Consider the following 15,838-nt stretch of genomic DNA (forward strand, 5'->3'; position numbering starts at 1 on the left):
TTACTAGTTTGATTTTAAATTCTTTTGTATATTTTGGCATACAAAAACCCCTCCATCCGTATTCCGGATTTTGGGGTTCAGGTCAATCTGTACTTTCCTTTTTCCTTGCATAAAATTATCTTTATGAGGTATTTGATGTTTTTTATTTGGGTATAAAAAAATAAAGGATATTTAACAAGTTAGAAGGAATTTATATGGATAATTTTAAGCGATTTCAAGTGGAAAATTATAGGGAAGATTTCATACATATAGATCAAATAAAATGGGACGGTGAGGGTCTAAAAAATAACTTAGAAGCTGAAAAGAATCATATCAAAATCAACTTGATATTTGCTGACATAGTCTACCTCTATTCAAACACTTTGGAATTATACAAGCCAAGCTGGTGGATAGGTAAAGAAGGAGATTACTACCCATTCTATTATGCTGAAGATTCAGAATATATTAGCAAGTTAAAGAAAGAAGTAGATCATATTAAGGATAATAAAATAATACACTTTGTAATAATTGGTGTAGATAATGTTGTAGATGTCTTAACATCAGATTTTCCCAAAATTAATATTAGATAAGATCTTCTAAATATAGTTGATAATTGCTTGTTAAGACTGTTGCTTAAAAAATTAAGGAAGGTGGATTTTATGAATTATTCTAAGTCTTGGAGTTTTAAGAAGCTTTTAGGAATTTTCCTTTGGGCATTTTTGCTTGCTGGCATGTTTTTACTAGTAAGCTGTGGTAAAGAATCTGTATCAGAAAAGAAAGAGGATATAGAATTTCCTGTCGATGATAAGGGATACCCGCAAAACAATCTGGTAATGATCAATGGCAAATCTTATCCTATAGATTTTGTAGGTCAATCACAAATGGAATCTGAAATTGAAGTTAAAATGGATGGGGATAGGGACTTTGTTGAGATTACTCTTCCCCAAGGACCTCTTATTAACTATTGGAGTCTTGATGAAAAAGAATACATGAATTTGACTTCATATAGTAGGATTGATTTTCCAATTAAAAACGAAAATATGGTCGAAGGACCATCTGCAGCTGTACAAAAATTTGTGCTTAATGTTGTAAGAGGAGAAACTTCAGAAATTTTACTAAAGTGGGCAAATGTAGATGATATGGATAAGTTATTTAAGGATAAGAAAGAGGATTATATCTTAAAAATTTTAGTAACTTATTAGAAAATTTTGTTACAAAGGGGCTGGATTTTAGCCCCTATTAGTTTGTAAGAATTTGAAAAAATAGGTAAATTTTCTCATGAACTAGTATAATAATATAAAAAGAAAGTCGGGAGACCAAGGTCTCCTTTTTATTGGGAGGAAATATGGAATATAAAAGAACTAATGCTTGGCTTGCCATGGATGATGATGACCTTGATAAGTTAGAAGCTATGTCTAAAGATTATCTAGAATTTATGGATAAGTCTAAGACTGAGAGAATGGCTGTTAAGGAGATTGTTAAAAGAGCTGAGGCAGCTGGTTTTAGAAATCTTGATGATTTAATCGCAAGTGGTGACCTTAAGGCTGGGTCCAAGGCTTATGTTATCAATAGAAATAAGGCTGTGGCTATGTTTGTGATTGGTAGGGAGGATTTAGAAAAGGGTATGACTATTGTCGGTGCCCACCTAGATAGCCCAAGGCTTGACCTTAAGCCAGTTCCACTTTTTGAAAAAAGCCATGCAGCTTACCTTAAGACCCACTATTATGGGGGTATTAAGAAATATCACTGGACAAATATTCCCCTTAGCCTTGTGGGTGTAGCCTTTACTAAGGATGGAAAAAAAGTTGATATTTCAATAGGAGAAAGGGACGATGAGCCAGTATTTTTCATCTCTGAGCTTTTAATCCACCTTTCAGCTGACCTTAACCAAAAAAAGGCCAGCGAAGTTATAACAGGTGAGCAACTTAATATCATGGTTGGCTCAATTCCACTTAAGGATGAGAAGGAAAATCCTATTAAGAAGAATGTCCTTAAGATTTTAAATGAAAAATATGGAATAGAAGAGGAAGATTTCCTTACAGCTGAGCTAAATGTAATACCTGCTACAAAGGCTCGTGAAGTAGGCCTTGATAGGTCAATGATTATGGCCTATGGCCACGATGATAAGGTATGCTCTTATGCAGCCCTTAAGGCAATTCTAGAAGTAGAAAATCCAGAAAAGACCCTAGTTGGACTATTTGTAGATAAGGAAGAAATAGGATCTGTTGGTGCAACAGGCATGACCAGCCAATTTTTCGAAGACATGACCCTTGAAATCCTAAATGCCTTTGGCAAGGGAAATGTTGTTAGCTTAAAGCGTGCACTTAGAAATTCTAAGGTGCTTTCAGCAGATGTGACCCTAGCAGAAGATGCAAATTTCTTAGAGGCTACAGAAGAGATGAATACAGCCAAGCTTGGCCATGGGGTTTGCCTAACTAAATATACAGGCAGCCGTGGCAAGGGTGGCTCAAATGATGCTGACAGCGAATATCTAGCTGAAGTAAGGACTGCCTTTGGAAAAGATGCTGCTATTTGGCAAACAGGTGAGCTTGGTAAAATCGACCAAGGTGGTGGTGGAACAATCGCCTATATCCTTGCAGAATACGGCATGAGTGTAGTCGATTGCGGTACACCAGTGGTATCTATGCATGCTCCTTTAGAAGTTATCTCAAAGGCAGATTTATATCAGACTTTTAAAGCATATCTTGCCTTCTATAAACATATCTAAAATACTGATATCTACCCATTTGATCAGCTATAAAAACTTTGCGAAAAATATTTGACAATACTTTTAGCAGATGTATAATATATATTTTTTGACAAATACGTCCCTCTAGGGTATAATTATATAAGTATCAAACGGAAGGATGATTAAATGGCACAAAGATCAGTTCACGATATTAGAAAAGAAGTTGAAAGTTCGGTAGGTAAGGAAGTAATTCTCAAGGCCGATATGGGCAGGAAGAGAGTTAAAACTAAGACAGGTGTCATAGTAGATGCATTTCCAAGTGTATTTACAGTAAAGGTCAACAACGACTTTGATGTGGAAAGAACAGTGTCATACACTTATTCTGACATTCTCACATCTACAGTAAAATTGACTCCAAATAAATAAAAATAGGGGCTGGCAAAACGGCTCCTTTTTTTATTAAAAAATTCTTCCAAAAAGAAAGGGAACTATGAAATACGCAGACTTACATATGCACACATCTTATTCAGATGGGGATTATGATATAGAAGAAGTAATAAAAATGATGGCTGAGGCAGGCCTTAAAAAAATTGCCATAACAGACCACGACAGGTGCGACCACTATGACAAAATCAAGACTCTTGGCAAGGCTTACGGTCTTGAAACTATAAAGGGGATAGAAATATCAGCCTATGACTATGAAGTGGGTAAAAAAGTTCACATAGTAGGTCTTTTCTTGCCAGATTCCACGCCTAATATTAAAAAACTTAATGATCATACAAATAAGCTTAGAGAAGCCTGTCACATCGAGCTTTTGCCAGATCTTGCTAAAAAGGGATTTGACCTTGACTATGATTTTGTCAAAAAATTTGCCCCAAATTCCATAATCTATAAGTCAGATATATTTTGGGCCCTAAAGGCCAAGTATCCAGAAAAGATGGAGGGTCTTGGCTTTAAGGATATCTTTAAGGAAAAAACTACAAATGATTTAGCAAGGAAAATGGGCTACATACCAGTAAAGGATGCCATTTCTGCCATAAATGAAGATTCTGGCCTATCAATTCTTGCCCATCCACAAGAATATGACAATTGGGATGAGATTGAAAAGTACGCAGGCTTTGGCCTAAGAGGAATTGAAATCAATCACTCCAGGATGAAGGGCGATGATTTTGAAAGAGCAAGGGAAATTGCTGAAAAATTTGATTTCATCATGTCAGGAGGGTCTGATTTTCATAGATTGGGAAGATTTGAACTAGGAGATTATGGTCTAAGTCATTATGAATTTGATAAGTTAAGAGAGGATTTTAATGACAAATATTGTAATTCTTGATTCTAAACCCCTAAATCCAGGCGATATGAGCTTTGATAGCCTAAAGAAGCTTGGAAATGTGACAGTTTATAAGGAATGCCCAAACAACATAGAAGAAATAATTAAAAGGGCCAAGAATGCTGAAATTCTCCTTATTTGCTATACAAAAATAACTAGAGAAGCTATGGAAAAGCTCCCAAAATTAAAATATATAGGGGTCTTATCGACAGGTTTTGATAGCATTGACCTAGACGCCGCTAGGGAAAATGGGATTGTCGTTACAAATGTGCCAGCTTATGGAACTGATGCTGTGGCCCAGTTTGGCCTTGCTCTCCTTCTTGAGCTAACAACAAGGGTAGGTCACCATGATGGGAAGTTAGAAAGGGTCGCTGGAAAAAGGAAGGCTTCTGGTATTTTGGAGATTTTCCATTAATAGAACTAGTTGGCAAAACCATTGGTATTATGGGACTTGGTAAGATTGGACTTGCAGCTGCCAAAATATATAAGGCCATGGGAATGGAAGTTATTGCCTACAATAGGAGCGAGAATGAAGAGGCAAAGGCTTTCGTAAAATATGTGACTAAGGATGAAATATTTGAGAAATCCGATATAATAGACCTTCACCTACCTTTAAATGATCAGACAAAAGATATTATCAACGAAGATTCAATTTCTAAGATGAAAGATGGTGTTATTATCATAAATACAGCAAGGGGCGGCCTAATTGATGAGGATGCCCTAATGGCAGGCTTAGATTCAGGCAAGATTTATGGGGCAGCCCTTGATGTCAATAAAACTGAGCCAATTAATGACGATAACCCAATGCTTGCTTATGATAATATAATCATAACCCCAAACATGGCCTGGGGACCGGTTGAAACTCGTCAGAGGCTTCTAGAAATTGCCATAGATAATATCAGGGCCTTTCAAGCAGGTAAAGCGAAAAATGTAGTAAATTGAGAGGAGAATTATGAATATATTTATTGATATTGCAAACTTTATGTGGGCCAATGTAATTGGCTATGTCCTTTTGGGGGTGGGCCTTTATTATTCAATAAGGCTTGGCTTTCCCCAATTTCGCTATGCAAAGGATATCTTCCATGTCATTAAGAAAAATCTGAAATCAGATTCAAATGTATCTGGTTTTGCAGCCCTTGCAACAGCTGTAGGTGGTCAGGTTGGGACAGGATCCCTTGTAGGAGTTGCAACAGCCCTTGTAGCTGGAGGTCCTGGGGCTATATTTTGGATGTGGATTACAGCTCTACTTGGTATGATTATAACCTTTGCTGAAACAGTACTAGGACAAATTTATAGGGTAAAATTAGAAGATGGAACCTACAGGGGCGGTCCTGCCTACTATGTGAGATTTGGTCTAAAATCTAGAATAATGTCAGTCATAACTGCTATTTTTTACATAATTGGTGTAGGCCTTTGCATAGCCTTCATGCAGACAAACTCCATAGCTCAAGCCCTTACAGGCGTATCTAATATTAATCCAATTTACATAGGGGTAGTGATTACGATAATTGCTGCCATAGTTACAATCGGTGGGGTTAAAAGGCTTACAGATATTTCAAGCAAGATAGTTCCAGTTATGGCGGGTTTATACATACTTGCAGTTTTATTTATCCTGCTTACAAATATTACTAAGGTCCCAGCCATGTTTTCAGATATCTTTAAAGGGGCCTTTGGCCTTAAACAAGCCTTCGCTGGCCTTGGTGGTTATACAGTAATGACCACCTTTAGGTATGGGGTTGCAAGAGGCTTATTTTCAAACGATGCTGGTAATGGTATAGCAGGTATCATGCATGCTTCAGCAGATGTTAAACATCCGGCAGAGCAAGGATTTTTGGGCATGTTTGGGACCTTTGTTACAACAATCATAATATGTACCCTTACAGCCTTTGCCATCATGCTTACAGGAGTATTAGGAAATGGTAACGATGGTATAGTCCTAGTCCAAGATGCTTTCCAATCACAACTTGGCAACCTTGGTCGTTGGATGATATTCTTTGCTATGCTAATGTTTGGTTTTACAACCCTAATAGCAGACTTATTCTATGGTGAAACCAATGTCCTTCTAATATTTAAAGAAAAAGCAAAAATCCCACTTTGGATTTATAGGTTAACAGCCTTTGCCATGTTTATAATTTCAACCAAACTAGACCTTCATGTGGTCTGGGGAATAATAGATGTCTTTGTTGGGATAATCGTATTTATCAATGTAATCAGCTTATTCCTGCTCTTTAAGAAGGTAAAAGAAGTAATGGATGATTATGAAAGACAAAAAAGCCAAGGCATAGAAGACCCTCTTTGGAAAAGAGAAGAAGAATATAAATTATAGAATTTAAAAATCCGGATGAGATCAAAAGATCAAATCCGGATTTTTTATCTTTCTTGGATAATCTCTATCCTGTAACCATCTGGGTCTTCTACGAAGAAATATTTATTAGAATCTGGCCTAAGGCCTTTAATTTCTGTCACTTCATAGCCTTTAGCCACAAAATCTTCCCTTAGAGAGATAATGTCTGGGTGGGAAATAGCTATGTGACCATAGCCAGTACCTAGGTCGTAAGGCTCTTCCTGGTCGTAATTGTAGGTTAATTCTAATTCAAATTCTGGTGAATCAGGGAGAATTAGATAAACTAAATCAAATTTCTTTTCAGGAAATTCCTTTCTTCTTGATTCTCTAAATCCTAATTCTTCAGTATAAAACTTAAAGGACTTATCAAGGTCCTTGACTCTAATCATTGTGTGTAAAAATTTCATAAATCCTCCTTATTTTATATATAACCTAAAAGGGGAATCTTACACATTAAAATAATATTAAAGTAAGTTTTTCGATTATATTTAATAAAATTAAATTTGACTTTAATATTATTTAGGTTTATAATGGTAGTAACAAAGGAGGATGCCATGGGAAATGATAAGAGAGAATGGATAGAAAATCTCGATGATAGCGAAATCGACTTTATCAAGAGATTTATCCTAGAATCGGGATCCTTAAAGGAAATGGCAAAAATCTACGGCGTATCCTATCCGACAGTCAGGCTTAGGCTTGATAGGCTGATTGAAAAAATAAAACTATTAGACAAGGAAGATAAGTCCTATGTAAGCCTAATTAAATCAATGGCCATAGACGGAAAAATCACCCTAGATGCTGCCAAGATTTTGATTGAAGAATACAAAAGGGAAGGATGAGAGAAATGAAAAAATTATTAGGATTATTTTTAGGCTTAGGGATATATACTTTTTTAATTCCACTTATAATTCAAATCATAATTTGTAAAAATACCAAGGGAAGATGGGGGTTAATAATACCAATCTTATCTTTTCTAAGTACACTTGCCTGGTATATAGGACAAGTAACTTTTGATGCCTATGGGGAAAATCAGGTCACCATACCAGGCTTCATTATAGGTCTTATTATAGCAAATATACCAACGATGATTCAGTATTTGGTTTATATTTACTACAAAAATAAGAAAAAACAAAAAGATGAACTAGACAAGATGGAGATAATGGATATGTGACAGCCAGGGATAATCCCTGGTTTTTTAATTTTACATTTTGTCACCAACGATGGTGACAAAACTACGCTTAGTAACGCTTGCACAGGCCTATAGAAAAGAGCTATAATAAGATTAAGAAGTTTATTTGTCTAAATGAAAAAGGAGGAAATTATGGACAGAAATACTAACATTAAAAATAGTGTGCAGCGTTTTGGAAGGTTCCTAAGCGCAATGGTAATGCCAAATATTGGTATGTTTATTGCATGGGGATTTATCACAGCTCTTTTCATACCTAAAGGTTACTTACCAAATGAAAAGCTTGCCGCAATGGTAGATGTTTTATTAAAATATCTCTTACCAACCCTAATAGCTTATTCAGGTGGTAAATTAGTTGGCGGTGAAAGAGGGGCAGTAATAGGAGCTATCGCTACAGCCGGTGTTATAGCAGGAGCTGAAATACCAATGCTAATGGGTGCTATGGTCATGGGACCTTTTGCAGGATGGGTTATCAAGAAGTTTGATAAGGGTGTTGAAGGAAAAATCCCAGCAGGATTTGAAATGCTGGTCAATAACTTTTCTATAGGTATCATCGGAATGCTTCTAGCAATCCTTGGTTACTACGGAATTGGACCACTTTTAGCAGGCTTAACAGCTGTTTTAGAAGGTGGAGTTGATTTTTTAATTAGCAAAAAACTTCTTCCATTAGTATCAATCTTTGTTGAACCGGCTAAGATTTTATTCTTAAACAATGCCATCAATCACGGAATATTTACTCCAATTGGTGCTAACCAAGTATCAGAAATGGGTAAATCTATAATGTACCTAATAGAAGCTAACCCAGGACCAGGTCTAGGTATACTTTTAGCCTATTTCTTCTTTGGTAAGGGTGACTCAAAGAATTCATCAGCAAGTGCTATGATAATCCACTTCCTAGGTGGTATCCACGAAATATATTTCCCATATGTACTAATGAATCCATACCTATTACTAGCTGTAATAGCGGGTGGTTTTTCAGGAGTTTTAACAAATCTTCTTTTAAATACTGGTCTAAGATCAGCAGCCTCCCCTGGATCAATCATAGCAATAATGTCTTTGGCAGCGCCTGGAGACCATATTAAGATTATGATTTCTGTTATAATAGCGGCAGTAGTATCATTTTTAATAGCCTCTATTTTTGTAAAGAGAGCCTTTGCTAAGGGAGGCACAGTTGATTTTGAAAAGGCAAAATCAGATCTTGCAAGTTCTAAGGCAGAATCAAAGGGCGAAGTTAAGAAAGAAGCATCAACTACAAATACAGTAAAGGCAGCCAAAGATGTTCATAAGGTAGTTTTTGCCTGTGATGCGGGAATGGGCTCATCAGCTATGGGTGCATCAAGATTTAGAAATGCAATCAAAGATTCACCATATGATGTTGAAGTAACTCACGCACCAGTTTCAGAAATACCAGAAGGGGCTGATATAATAGTTACAAATGAAAACTTAGTTGAAAGAGTAGACAAGACTAAGGGATATGAAATAATTCCAATCAAAAACTTCTTAGCAGATCCAGGTATCAATCAATTAATCGAAAGATTTACAAAATAATAAATAGAAGGGAGGGAGGTCATTGAAGGCATATAATTTATCTCAAAGACAAAAAAATATCATCCATATAATTGGAGATAATAAGGATGACTATATAACAGTAAATGATATAGCTAAGAAAATTGGTGTATCTACAAGGACTGTCCAAAGGGATTTGCCTCTTATTGAAGATTTTTTATATGAAAATGACTTCTCTCTAACCAAAAAACCAGGTCAAGGTCTTATATTAAATGAATCTAGGGAATCAATTGCTTATCTTTATGAGCTTTTAGAAATGGTGGATTCATCCAAGCAGTATGAGAGGGTTGAAAGGGTAAATTTTATTCTCTCAAGACTCTTAACTAGCAAGCAAGCAATAAAGTATTTTGTTTTTACCCTATATTTAAAAATATCTGAAAAAACCTTGGTAGAGGACTTAGACATAATTGAAAAATGGTTGTCAGTTTACGACATAAAGCTTATCAGAAAGCGAGGAGTGGGAGTAAGTATTGAAGGCAGGGAAAAGGCCATCAGGAAGGCCCAGGCCAAGCTTATCAATGATATGCTAGATGATGATAAGAAAATAGAAATATTGAGGGATATTTATGATGATGTCAAGGTAACTCTCATAAGGGAAAATGATATCTTATCAATGATAGATCTAGATATCATAAATAGGACCAAAAAATCACTGGATAAGACCTTTGCTAGGCTAAAAATTAGCATTTCGGACAACTCTTATTTTAGCCTTTTAGTTCATATCTCTTTATCTATTGAGAGACTTAGGCAGGATAAAAAAATAGATTTCAACGAAGATTTGGTTGAAAATCTTAAGTCAAGCCAGGATTATGAACTTGCCAAAGAAATCATAGGGGACTTGGAAGAAGAATTTAATATAGAAATTCCTGATATCGAAATATATTTTGTGGCCATGCATATTAAGGGCACAAAAATAACCGATGACAAAAACGAAAATTTTGATATAAATGAAGCTAGCCAGTCCCTTAATATTACAAAAAAACTCATTGAAAAGATGGATAAGCTTTACAGGCTCAACCTTAAAGATGACCTGAGGCTTGAAAGTGATCTTAGGGCACATATAATGCCAGCCTTAACTAGGCTAAAATACAGGCTTGCTATTAAAAATCCTATTCTGGATGAAATAAGAGATAAGTATGGACAAATCTATGAAAGTCTTAAGGAAATTGGTCCGGACATCATCAGAGATGAGGGAAAATTACCTAGCCATACGCAAATACCTGATGATGAAATTGGTTATATAGCTATTCACTTTATAACAGCTATAGAATCAAAGATAAGCCAAAATGTAGGGGTTAATATCCTTACAGTTTGCCCTACTGGTTATGGTACATCAAGGTTACTTGCGACTAAAATTAAAAACCGATTCTCGAATGCCAATATAGTAAATAATGCTTCTATAATGAATCTGAATAGAGAATTTTTAGAGGAAAATGATGTAGATTTAATAGTATCAACCGTTAAAATTAATAGCCTTATGGAAGAAGGTGATATTAGCGATTTTGCCTATATAGAAATGCCTGCCTTAGCAGATGAAGATGATTATTTGAAACTTACCACCAAGTTAAGGGAGATTTCAAGAAAAAAATACTATAATGGTGGAAGTGTGAAAAAGTCATTTAGTGAAATTTCTTCGAAAGAGATAGGAGAATCCAAAATAGATTTGGGGCAAAAAATTTTCGAAATTTCAACTAATCTCAACAATCTTTACGAAAATACCAAGTATTTTTATCTTGAAAAGAAAGATGACCCTTATAAAAAAGCTTCAAAATTAGTTTCGGATGATAGGCTAGAAGGAGAGACGATTTTTGAAGCCATAGTTGAAAGAAATAAGTTAAATCCGACCTATTATGAGGAATTTAATCTTTATTTGATCCATGCAAAATGTGAGATAAATAGACCAAAGCTAGGTTTTGGAAAGATTGAAGATAGTCATGATATTGTAATTGTAATGATATCAAGCCTTGACGAAAAAGATGAGATAATAAAATTTTTCTCAGAAATCAGTGAAAAAATTGTAAGTGATGATGCTTTTTTAAGGGCTCTTAGGACTCTAAATCAAAATAAAATTGACCGTAACCTAAGAGAAATAATATATAATATAATTAGGGAAAATATAGAAAAAGAAGGAGAATAAGATGAATATCAAATTAGAAGAAAAAAATATATTTTTAAATTTAGACAGCGTTAGCAAGGAAGAAGCCATCATAAGAGCAGGTGAAGAACTAGTACAACTTGGTTGTGTAGATAAGGAATATATAGACTATATGCTTGAAAGAGAAAAGCTAGCAACAACCTACATGGGCCTTGGTATAGCCATTCCTCACGGTATAAACGAAGCTAAAAAAACCATCCACAAGTCTGGCCTAGTTTTCCTTCAATATCCTAATGGAGTAGATTTTGATGGAGAAAAAGCTTATCTTGTAATAGGTATAGCTGGAAAAGGTGATGAGCACCTAGAAGTATTATCAAGTGTAGCAATTAAAATCAGCGAAGAGCTAACAGAAAAACTTAAAAATACAACAAATAAACAAGACTTTTTAGATGAATTTGGAGAGTAAAATGACAAAAGCAATACAATTTGGAGCAGGAAATATAGGTAGGGGCTTTATCGGCTACCTCCTAAAAAATGCAGGTTACGACCTAGTTTTCGCAGACGTATTTGATAATGTAATAGACCTAATAAACAAAGAAAAGGCCTACACAATCCATGTAAAAGATGTAGAAAATGAAGATATAAAAGTAGAAGGTATATCAGCTGTAAACTCAACAAGAGATGAAATTGTAGATGAAATAGCCGATGCAGCTATAATTACAACTGCAGTTGGACCTCTAAACCTAGTTAAAATTGCAGGAAAAATCGCAAGTGGAATAGAAAAAAGATTTGAAGCAGATTCTGATAAGTATTTAAATATCATAGCTTGTGAAAATGCCATAAAGGCAAGTGAATCCCTAAAGGGCTATGTTTATGAAAAGCTTGATGATGAGGCCAAAGCCTACGCTGACAAGTATGTAGGCTTTCCAAACTGTTCAGTAGACAGGATAGTACCACCATCTAAAAATGAAAATCCACTAGATGTAACAGTTGAAAATTACTATGAATGGAATGTAGAAGAAGCTGGCTTTAAGGGAGAAATTCCTCAAATTGAAGGAATGAACCTCGTAGGAAATCTTGAAGCCTATATCGAAAGAAAACTCTTCACCCTAAACACAGGCCATGCCTCTACAGCTTATTTAGGAAGCCTAAAAGCTTATGGAACAATCGACGAATCTATAAATGATCCTGAAATAGAAGACCAAGTAAGAAAAATCATGCAAGAATCAGGCGAGGCCCTAATAGCAAAATTTGGCTTCAATAAGGAAGACCATTTTGCCTATATAGAAAAAATCATCAAGAGATTTAAAAATCCTTACCTAAAGGACGATGTAAAAAGAGTAGGCAGGGAGCCAATAAGAAAGCTATCAGTTAATGAAAGATTTGTAAAACCAATCAATACTGCTCTAGAATACAAGCTTCCAGTAGATAATCTTTTAGTAGGCCTAGCTGCAGCCCTAAACTTTAGAAATAATGAAGATGGCCAAGCAGTAGAGCTTGAAAAAGACATAGAGAATCTTGGCCTAGAAAAAACAGTAGAAAAAATAACTGAAATAAAAGATGAGAAAATAATAGAAAAAATTAAAGAAATCTATGAGAAACTAAATAAATAGTTTTTTCAAAATCTAATAACAAAGAAAACCAGCTTGAAGAGCTTTTTGAAGCTTATCAAGCTGGTTTTTCTTTGGAAATTTTATTTTTCTAAAATAAGCTTAAGTACATTTTCCTTATCGTCTATAATTTTAAACCCCAAATCCTGGTGGATTTTCAAGGCAATAGCACGTTCTTTTTCAAAATTATTGGCAAGAGCCCTTATAGAATCAAAGGAAAAAGCTTTTTTGATTAGAAGCCTAAGACCAATTTTTCCGTAGCCCTGGCCCCTAAATTCGTCCTCAATCACAATTCCTATATCCCTTGTATAAGGGTTAAGTTTTGAAGGATGAAAATTCACATCACCTACAAAGACCTTTAAATCTTGGTCATAAATATAGGCGTAAAAATATTCGCCAGGATTAGTAAAATAAAGGTCATACCATTTTTCCCAATAAGCCTGGTCATGAGTAATAGTGCCAGTTTCCTTATCATAGCCAGGAAAATCCAAATTATAGCCCTTGTTGTAGGCCATGGTTTTAGAATCTTTTAGGAGATTTTTCGCAAAGTCTAATTCCTTTTCTTTTGGTTGATATAATTTAATATTTTTCATTATTTATAATTTACCAGCTTATTAAGATTATATATTATAAAATGAATTATAGTATACTCTCAAAATCACGTTTCGAGTAAAGAATCCTCCTGACTTCCATAATGTCTCCTATAACTACATAGAAAATAGTATAATTCTTAACATAAATCCTGTAATAAGGATAAACTCTATGTTTTTTGGAATTGAAGGGAGCGAAAATCAATGGGGTTTCTAGCCTTTTATCGATAGCATTTTCAATTTCATCAACCAGTCTATAAGTAGAAGCTGGATTTTGTAAGTTTGAAGAAATATAGCTAGTGATTGCTAATAGATCTTCTTGGAAAAGTGGCAAGAAGCTTAGTTTATAAGTTTTCTTCTGCATTTATACTTTCTCGGACTTTAGAAAAAACTTCATCTTTATTTAGGCGCTTGCTAGAAATAGCGGCTTGCTTGTCAGCCTCGTCAAGTTTAACTTCAATCTCATTTGTAAGAGCAGAATATTGGTCTATACTCATTAGAACCATTGTTCCATAACCATTTTTTGTTAAAAAAACTGGTGAATTTGAATTTATAACAGTCTCTTCTATCTCAGGAAATTTATTCCTCAAATCTGTTACTGGTCGAATGTTTATCATAAAAAAGCCTCCTTTATATCATTATTATATCATTATTATATCATTATTATATCTCTATTCAATGAAAATTTTATTGAAAAATAAATGAAGTGAGCTACACCAATCTTGTAGGCTATGGTGGCAGGATCTTTTAGGAGATTTTTGGCAAAGTCTAATTCCCTTTCTTTTGGGATGTATAAGTTGATATTTTTCATTTTTTATTTTCGCATACAAAAAGTAGGTGGTTAGTAGCACCGAGACTTTCTGGGTCCTTGCAGTGGCTTAGGTGCCAATCTAGGTAATTTTTAAAGGATTCTTCAGTCATTTCCTCAAGCTTATTACTCAAAACTTCTGCATAACCATCGCTTGCTATTATTTCTTTTATTTTTATATCCGCTTCTTCAATCATTTTTTTAGCTTCATTGACCTTAAAAAATACAAAGGGCCTATCAATTAACCTTTGTTTTTCACTATCATAGCTAGGTCCTGAAAAAATATCTGTATTGAAGTTTATAGTTTCACTAATTAAAACCATATCGTGGTTTATAAAGGAAATTAAGATATGACCAGTATCCTTGCAGATTCTTTTGGCTTCTTTTAGGACATCCTTCCTGTCTTTTTCATTAGAGAGATGGTACATAGGACCAAAGATTAGGACTAGGTCAAAATAATTATCTTCCAAGTCTTTAAGGTCAAAAGATGACTTATTATAGGCCCTTATATTTGAGAAATCCTTAGCCTTCGCCTCTAAGGCCTTAAAATTTGAGCTAGCTGGCTCAAAGGCAATGACTTCTTTAACCTTATGGGCAAGGGGGATTGTATAAACACCTGTACCAGCCCCGATATCAAGGACTTTGGAATCTATATTAATTAATTTATTAATCTCCCTTTGGGTAATAATTTTCTCAACCAGGCCAGTTCTCGACTTAAGTCGAGCTTCTTCGTCAAAAAGTTTATAAAGCTCTTCGTTTCTTTCTAAATCATTATCGATTTTTAAAATTTTTTCCATATCCATGAAATCCTCCATTTATATGACTATACTCCGAAATTGAATATGAAGTGGTTGAACTTGAAAAAATGGCGGAATTATTATATAATAATTTTAAGAGAAGCTACCTCTTATCCATCAAAAAAGCCGCAAAGCTTTCAAACTTTGTGAAACAAAGTTAAATATTTTGTTCCCATGAGGGCATCGAAAAAAGAGGAGCGGCAACTCCTCTTTTTTCATTCCTTATTTCTTTTTTCTTTCCAAATTTCAAAAAGAATATTAGATAATAAGGGTAAAACAAAGTTTGAGCATACTATAAGAAGTAGCTCTAATATTTTGCTCCCCATGGGCAATCACCCCCTTTCTATCGGGGATAATTATATTATATCATAAAAATATCTTACAATAAAAAACATCCGAGACCAATGCCTCGGATGTTTGATACTTGGTGGAAAATAGGGGACTTGAACCCCTGACCTCTTGGCTGCCAGCCAAGCGCTCTCCCAGCTGAGCTAATTCCCCAAATATAGATTTATTATACCACAGAAGAAATTTAAAAGCCACCCAAATGGATGGCTTTTTGACTTAGTGAAATTACTATTAGTTATTTCCTTTGTCTTTTGATTCTGTTTCTTTTTCTACTTTTTGTTCAGCTGCATCTTTAGCTGCATCTTTTGCTTCATCTTCAGCTTTGTCAGCATCTTCTTGAGCATCTTTTGCTTCTTCTACTTTGTCTTCAGCTTTTTCTTCTGCTGGAGCTTCTGTTTTAGTAGTTGTTTCTGTTGGTTCTTCAGCTTTCTTGTCTGCTGAGTTTCCACATGCTGTTAGTACTAAAGATAGAGCTAGTAGTGATAGTAATTTTTTCATT

At 34.9% G+C, this 15,838-nt stretch carries 21 protein-coding genes and 1 tRNA gene; 14 read left to right on the top strand and 8 right to left on the bottom strand.

The features are described 5' to 3' along the window. The first annotated feature begins 194 nt into the window (after window positions 1-194). The 8 genes from ACCQ42_RS07905 to ACCQ42_RS07940 all read left to right on the top strand — a co-directional run bounded on the left by ACCQ42_RS07905 (window position 195) and on the right by ACCQ42_RS07940 (window position 6,321). Window positions 195-569, top strand: a complete 375-nt coding sequence (locus ACCQ42_RS07905) for a hypothetical protein (protein ID WP_410035862.1) — start codon at window positions 195-197, stop codon at window positions 567-569. 69 nt (window positions 570-638) lie between these two features. Next, window positions 639-1,181 (top strand): hypothetical protein, encoded by a 543-nt coding sequence (locus ACCQ42_RS07910; protein WP_106461745.1) that lies wholly within the window; start codon window positions 639-641, stop codon window positions 1,179-1,181. Between the two features lie 143 nt (window positions 1,182-1,324). Further along, window positions 1,325-2,707, top strand: coding sequence for an aminopeptidase (locus tag ACCQ42_RS07915; RefSeq protein ID WP_106461747.1), 1,383 nt, complete (start codon window positions 1,325-1,327; stop codon window positions 2,705-2,707). A gap of 147 nt (window positions 2,708-2,854) precedes the next feature. Beyond that, window positions 2,855-3,094, top strand: coding sequence for a Veg family protein (locus tag ACCQ42_RS07920; protein WP_106461749.1), 240 nt, complete (start codon window positions 2,855-2,857; stop codon window positions 3,092-3,094). A 64-nt stretch (window positions 3,095-3,158) separates the two neighbouring features. Then, complete coding sequence (locus ACCQ42_RS07925) at window positions 3,159-3,998, top strand: PHP domain-containing protein (RefSeq protein ID WP_410035863.1); 840 nt, start codon at window positions 3,159-3,161, stop codon at window positions 3,996-3,998. Further along, window positions 3,976-4,410 carry a Rossmann-fold NAD(P)-binding domain-containing protein gene (locus ACCQ42_RS07930; RefSeq protein WP_410035864.1) on the top strand — a complete coding sequence of 145 codons (435 nt, stop codon included), beginning with the start codon at window positions 3,976-3,978 and terminating at the stop codon, window positions 4,408-4,410. The genes ACCQ42_RS07925 and ACCQ42_RS07930 overlap by 23 nt, the downstream gene beginning before the upstream one ends. Continuing rightward, window positions 4,410-4,937, top strand: a complete 528-nt coding sequence (locus ACCQ42_RS07935) for a 2-hydroxyacid dehydrogenase (protein ID WP_410035886.1) — start codon at window positions 4,410-4,412, stop codon at window positions 4,935-4,937. Before ACCQ42_RS07930 ends, ACCQ42_RS07935 begins: the two co-directional genes overlap by 1 nt. A 10-nt stretch (window positions 4,938-4,947) precedes the next feature. Further along, complete coding sequence (locus tag ACCQ42_RS07940) at window positions 4,948-6,321, top strand: alanine/glycine:cation symporter family protein (protein WP_106461755.1); 1,374 nt, start codon at window positions 4,948-4,950, stop codon at window positions 6,319-6,321. A 44-nt stretch (window positions 6,322-6,365) separates the two neighbouring features. On the opposite strand, the gene gloA is transcribed toward ACCQ42_RS07940, so the two are convergent. After that, window positions 6,366-6,746, bottom strand: coding sequence for a lactoylglutathione lyase (gene gloA, locus ACCQ42_RS07945; RefSeq protein WP_106461757.1), 381 nt, complete (start codon window positions 6,744-6,746; stop codon window positions 6,366-6,368). Window positions 6,747-6,893: 147 nt separating this feature from the next. Between gloA and ACCQ42_RS07950 the strand changes: the two genes are divergently transcribed. The 6 genes from ACCQ42_RS07950 (at window position 6,894) to ACCQ42_RS07975 (ending at window position 12,799) form a co-directional block, all read left to right on the top strand. Further along, the gene (locus ACCQ42_RS07950) at window positions 6,894-7,178 is read left to right on the top strand and encodes a DUF2089 family protein (protein WP_234025884.1); all 285 of its coding nucleotides are present in this window, start codon (window positions 6,894-6,896) and stop codon (window positions 7,176-7,178) included. A gap of 5 nt (window positions 7,179-7,183) precedes the next feature. Next, on the top strand, window positions 7,184-7,510 hold the full coding sequence (locus ACCQ42_RS07955) for a hypothetical protein (protein WP_158698411.1): 327 nt from the start codon (window positions 7,184-7,186) through the stop codon (window positions 7,508-7,510). Window positions 7,511-7,660: 150 nt separating this feature from the next. After that, a complete protein-coding gene (locus ACCQ42_RS07960; RefSeq protein WP_106461763.1) occupies window positions 7,661-9,073 on the top strand; it encodes a PTS mannitol transporter subunit IICB in 1,413 nt (470 codons plus the stop codon). A gap of 22 nt (window positions 9,074-9,095) precedes the next feature. Next, the gene (locus tag ACCQ42_RS07965; protein ID WP_106461765.1) at window positions 9,096-11,228 is read left to right on the top strand and encodes a BglG family transcription antiterminator; all 2,133 of its coding nucleotides are present in this window, start codon (window positions 9,096-9,098) and stop codon (window positions 11,226-11,228) included. A gap of 1 nt (window position 11,229) precedes the next feature. Further along, window positions 11,230-11,652 (top strand): PTS sugar transporter subunit IIA, encoded by a 423-nt coding sequence (locus tag ACCQ42_RS07970; protein ID WP_106461767.1) that lies wholly within the window; start codon window positions 11,230-11,232, stop codon window positions 11,650-11,652. Between the two features lies 1 nt (window position 11,653). Next, window positions 11,654-12,799, top strand: coding sequence for a mannitol-1-phosphate 5-dehydrogenase (locus ACCQ42_RS07975; protein WP_106461769.1), 1,146 nt, complete (start codon window positions 11,654-11,656; stop codon window positions 12,797-12,799). Window positions 12,800-12,879: 80 nt separating this feature from the next. On the opposite strand, the gene ACCQ42_RS07980 is transcribed toward ACCQ42_RS07975, so the two are convergent. The 7 genes from ACCQ42_RS07980 to ACCQ42_RS08010 all read right to left on the bottom strand — a co-directional run bounded on the left by ACCQ42_RS07980 (window position 12,880) and on the right by ACCQ42_RS08010 (window position 15,837). Beyond that, window positions 12,880-13,389, bottom strand: a complete 510-nt coding sequence (locus tag ACCQ42_RS07980; RefSeq protein ID WP_106461771.1) for a GNAT family N-acetyltransferase — start codon at window positions 13,387-13,389, stop codon at window positions 12,880-12,882. Window positions 13,390-13,435: 46 nt separating this feature from the next. Next, window positions 13,436-13,750 (bottom strand): type II toxin-antitoxin system RelE/ParE family toxin, encoded by a 315-nt coding sequence (locus tag ACCQ42_RS07985; protein ID WP_106461773.1) that lies wholly within the window; start codon window positions 13,748-13,750, stop codon window positions 13,436-13,438. Beyond that, entirely contained in the window at window positions 13,731-14,003 is a 273-nt protein-coding gene (locus ACCQ42_RS07990; protein WP_106461775.1) for a type II toxin-antitoxin system Phd/YefM family antitoxin, read from the bottom strand. Before ACCQ42_RS07990 ends, ACCQ42_RS07985 begins: the two co-directional genes overlap by 20 nt. Window positions 14,004-14,038: 35 nt before the next feature. Further along, window positions 14,039-14,197, bottom strand: a complete 159-nt coding sequence (locus ACCQ42_RS07995; protein ID WP_234025885.1) for a hypothetical protein — start codon at window positions 14,195-14,197, stop codon at window positions 14,039-14,041. Further along, window positions 14,194-14,997, bottom strand: coding sequence for a class I SAM-dependent methyltransferase (locus ACCQ42_RS08000; protein ID WP_410035865.1), 804 nt, complete (start codon window positions 14,995-14,997; stop codon window positions 14,194-14,196). Before ACCQ42_RS08000 ends, ACCQ42_RS07995 begins: the two co-directional genes overlap by 4 nt. A 419-nt stretch (window positions 14,998-15,416) precedes the next feature. After that, window positions 15,417-15,492 (bottom strand) — tRNA-Ala (locus ACCQ42_RS08005). Window positions 15,493-15,570: 78 nt separating this feature from the next. Further along, window positions 15,571-15,837 carry a hypothetical protein gene (locus ACCQ42_RS08010; protein ID WP_106461777.1) on the bottom strand — a complete coding sequence of 89 codons (267 nt, stop codon included), beginning with the start codon at window positions 15,835-15,837 and terminating at the stop codon, window positions 15,571-15,573. Between the last annotated feature and the right edge of the window lies 1 nt (window position 15,838).

Origin of the sequence: Anaerococcus kampingae (assembly GCF_046365475.1) — a bacterium.
GTDB lineage: Bacteria > Bacillota > Clostridia > Tissierellales > Peptoniphilaceae > Anaerococcus > Anaerococcus kampingae.

Excerpts from the sequence above, each read along its gene's own strand:
- ACCQ42_RS07905 (WP_410035862.1), top strand. The coding sequence starts at position 195 with ATGGATAATTTTAAGCGATTTCAAGTGGAAAATTATAGGGAAGATTTC.
- ACCQ42_RS07910 (WP_106461745.1), top strand. The coding sequence starts at position 639 with ATGAATTATTCTAAGTCTTGGAGTTTTAAGAAGCTTTTAGGAATTTTC.
- ACCQ42_RS07915 (WP_106461747.1), top strand. The coding sequence starts at position 1,325 with ATGGAATATAAAAGAACTAATGCTTGGCTTGCCATGGATGATGATGAC.
- ACCQ42_RS07920 (WP_106461749.1), top strand. The coding sequence starts at position 2,855 with ATGGCACAAAGATCAGTTCACGATATTAGAAAAGAAGTTGAAAGTTCG.
- ACCQ42_RS07925 (WP_410035863.1), top strand. The coding sequence starts at position 3,159 with ATGAAATACGCAGACTTACATATGCACACATCTTATTCAGATGGGGAT.
- ACCQ42_RS07930 (WP_410035864.1), top strand. The coding sequence starts at position 3,976 with ATGACAAATATTGTAATTCTTGATTCTAAACCCCTAAATCCAGGCGAT.
- ACCQ42_RS07940 (WP_106461755.1), top strand. The coding sequence starts at position 4,948 with ATGAATATATTTATTGATATTGCAAACTTTATGTGGGCCAATGTAATT.
- gloA (WP_106461757.1), bottom strand. The coding sequence starts at position 6,746 with ATGAAATTTTTACACACAATGATTAGAGTCAAGGACCTTGATAAGTCC.
- ACCQ42_RS07950 (WP_234025884.1), top strand. The coding sequence starts at position 6,894 with ATGGGAAATGATAAGAGAGAATGGATAGAAAATCTCGATGATAGCGAA.
- ACCQ42_RS07955 (WP_158698411.1), top strand. The coding sequence starts at position 7,184 with ATGAAAAAATTATTAGGATTATTTTTAGGCTTAGGGATATATACTTTT.
- ACCQ42_RS07960 (WP_106461763.1), top strand. The coding sequence starts at position 7,661 with ATGGACAGAAATACTAACATTAAAAATAGTGTGCAGCGTTTTGGAAGG.
- ACCQ42_RS07970 (WP_106461767.1), top strand. The coding sequence starts at position 11,230 with ATGAATATCAAATTAGAAGAAAAAAATATATTTTTAAATTTAGACAGC.
- ACCQ42_RS07975 (WP_106461769.1), top strand. The coding sequence starts at position 11,654 with ATGACAAAAGCAATACAATTTGGAGCAGGAAATATAGGTAGGGGCTTT.
- ACCQ42_RS07980 (WP_106461771.1), bottom strand. The coding sequence starts at position 13,389 with ATGAAAAATATTAAATTATATCAACCAAAAGAAAAGGAATTAGACTTT.
- ACCQ42_RS07985 (WP_106461773.1), bottom strand. The coding sequence starts at position 13,750 with ATGCAGAAGAAAACTTATAAACTAAGCTTCTTGCCACTTTTCCAAGAA.
- ACCQ42_RS07990 (WP_106461775.1), bottom strand. The coding sequence starts at position 14,003 with ATGATAAACATTCGACCAGTAACAGATTTGAGGAATAAATTTCCTGAG.
- ACCQ42_RS07995 (WP_234025885.1), bottom strand. The coding sequence starts at position 14,197 with ATGAAAAATATCAACTTATACATCCCAAAAGAAAGGGAATTAGACTTT.
- ACCQ42_RS08000 (WP_410035865.1), bottom strand. The coding sequence starts at position 14,997 with ATGGATATGGAAAAAATTTTAAAAATCGATAATGATTTAGAAAGAAAC.
- ACCQ42_RS08010 (WP_106461777.1), bottom strand. The coding sequence starts at position 15,837 with ATGAAAAAATTACTATCACTACTAGCTCTATCTTTAGTACTAACAGCA.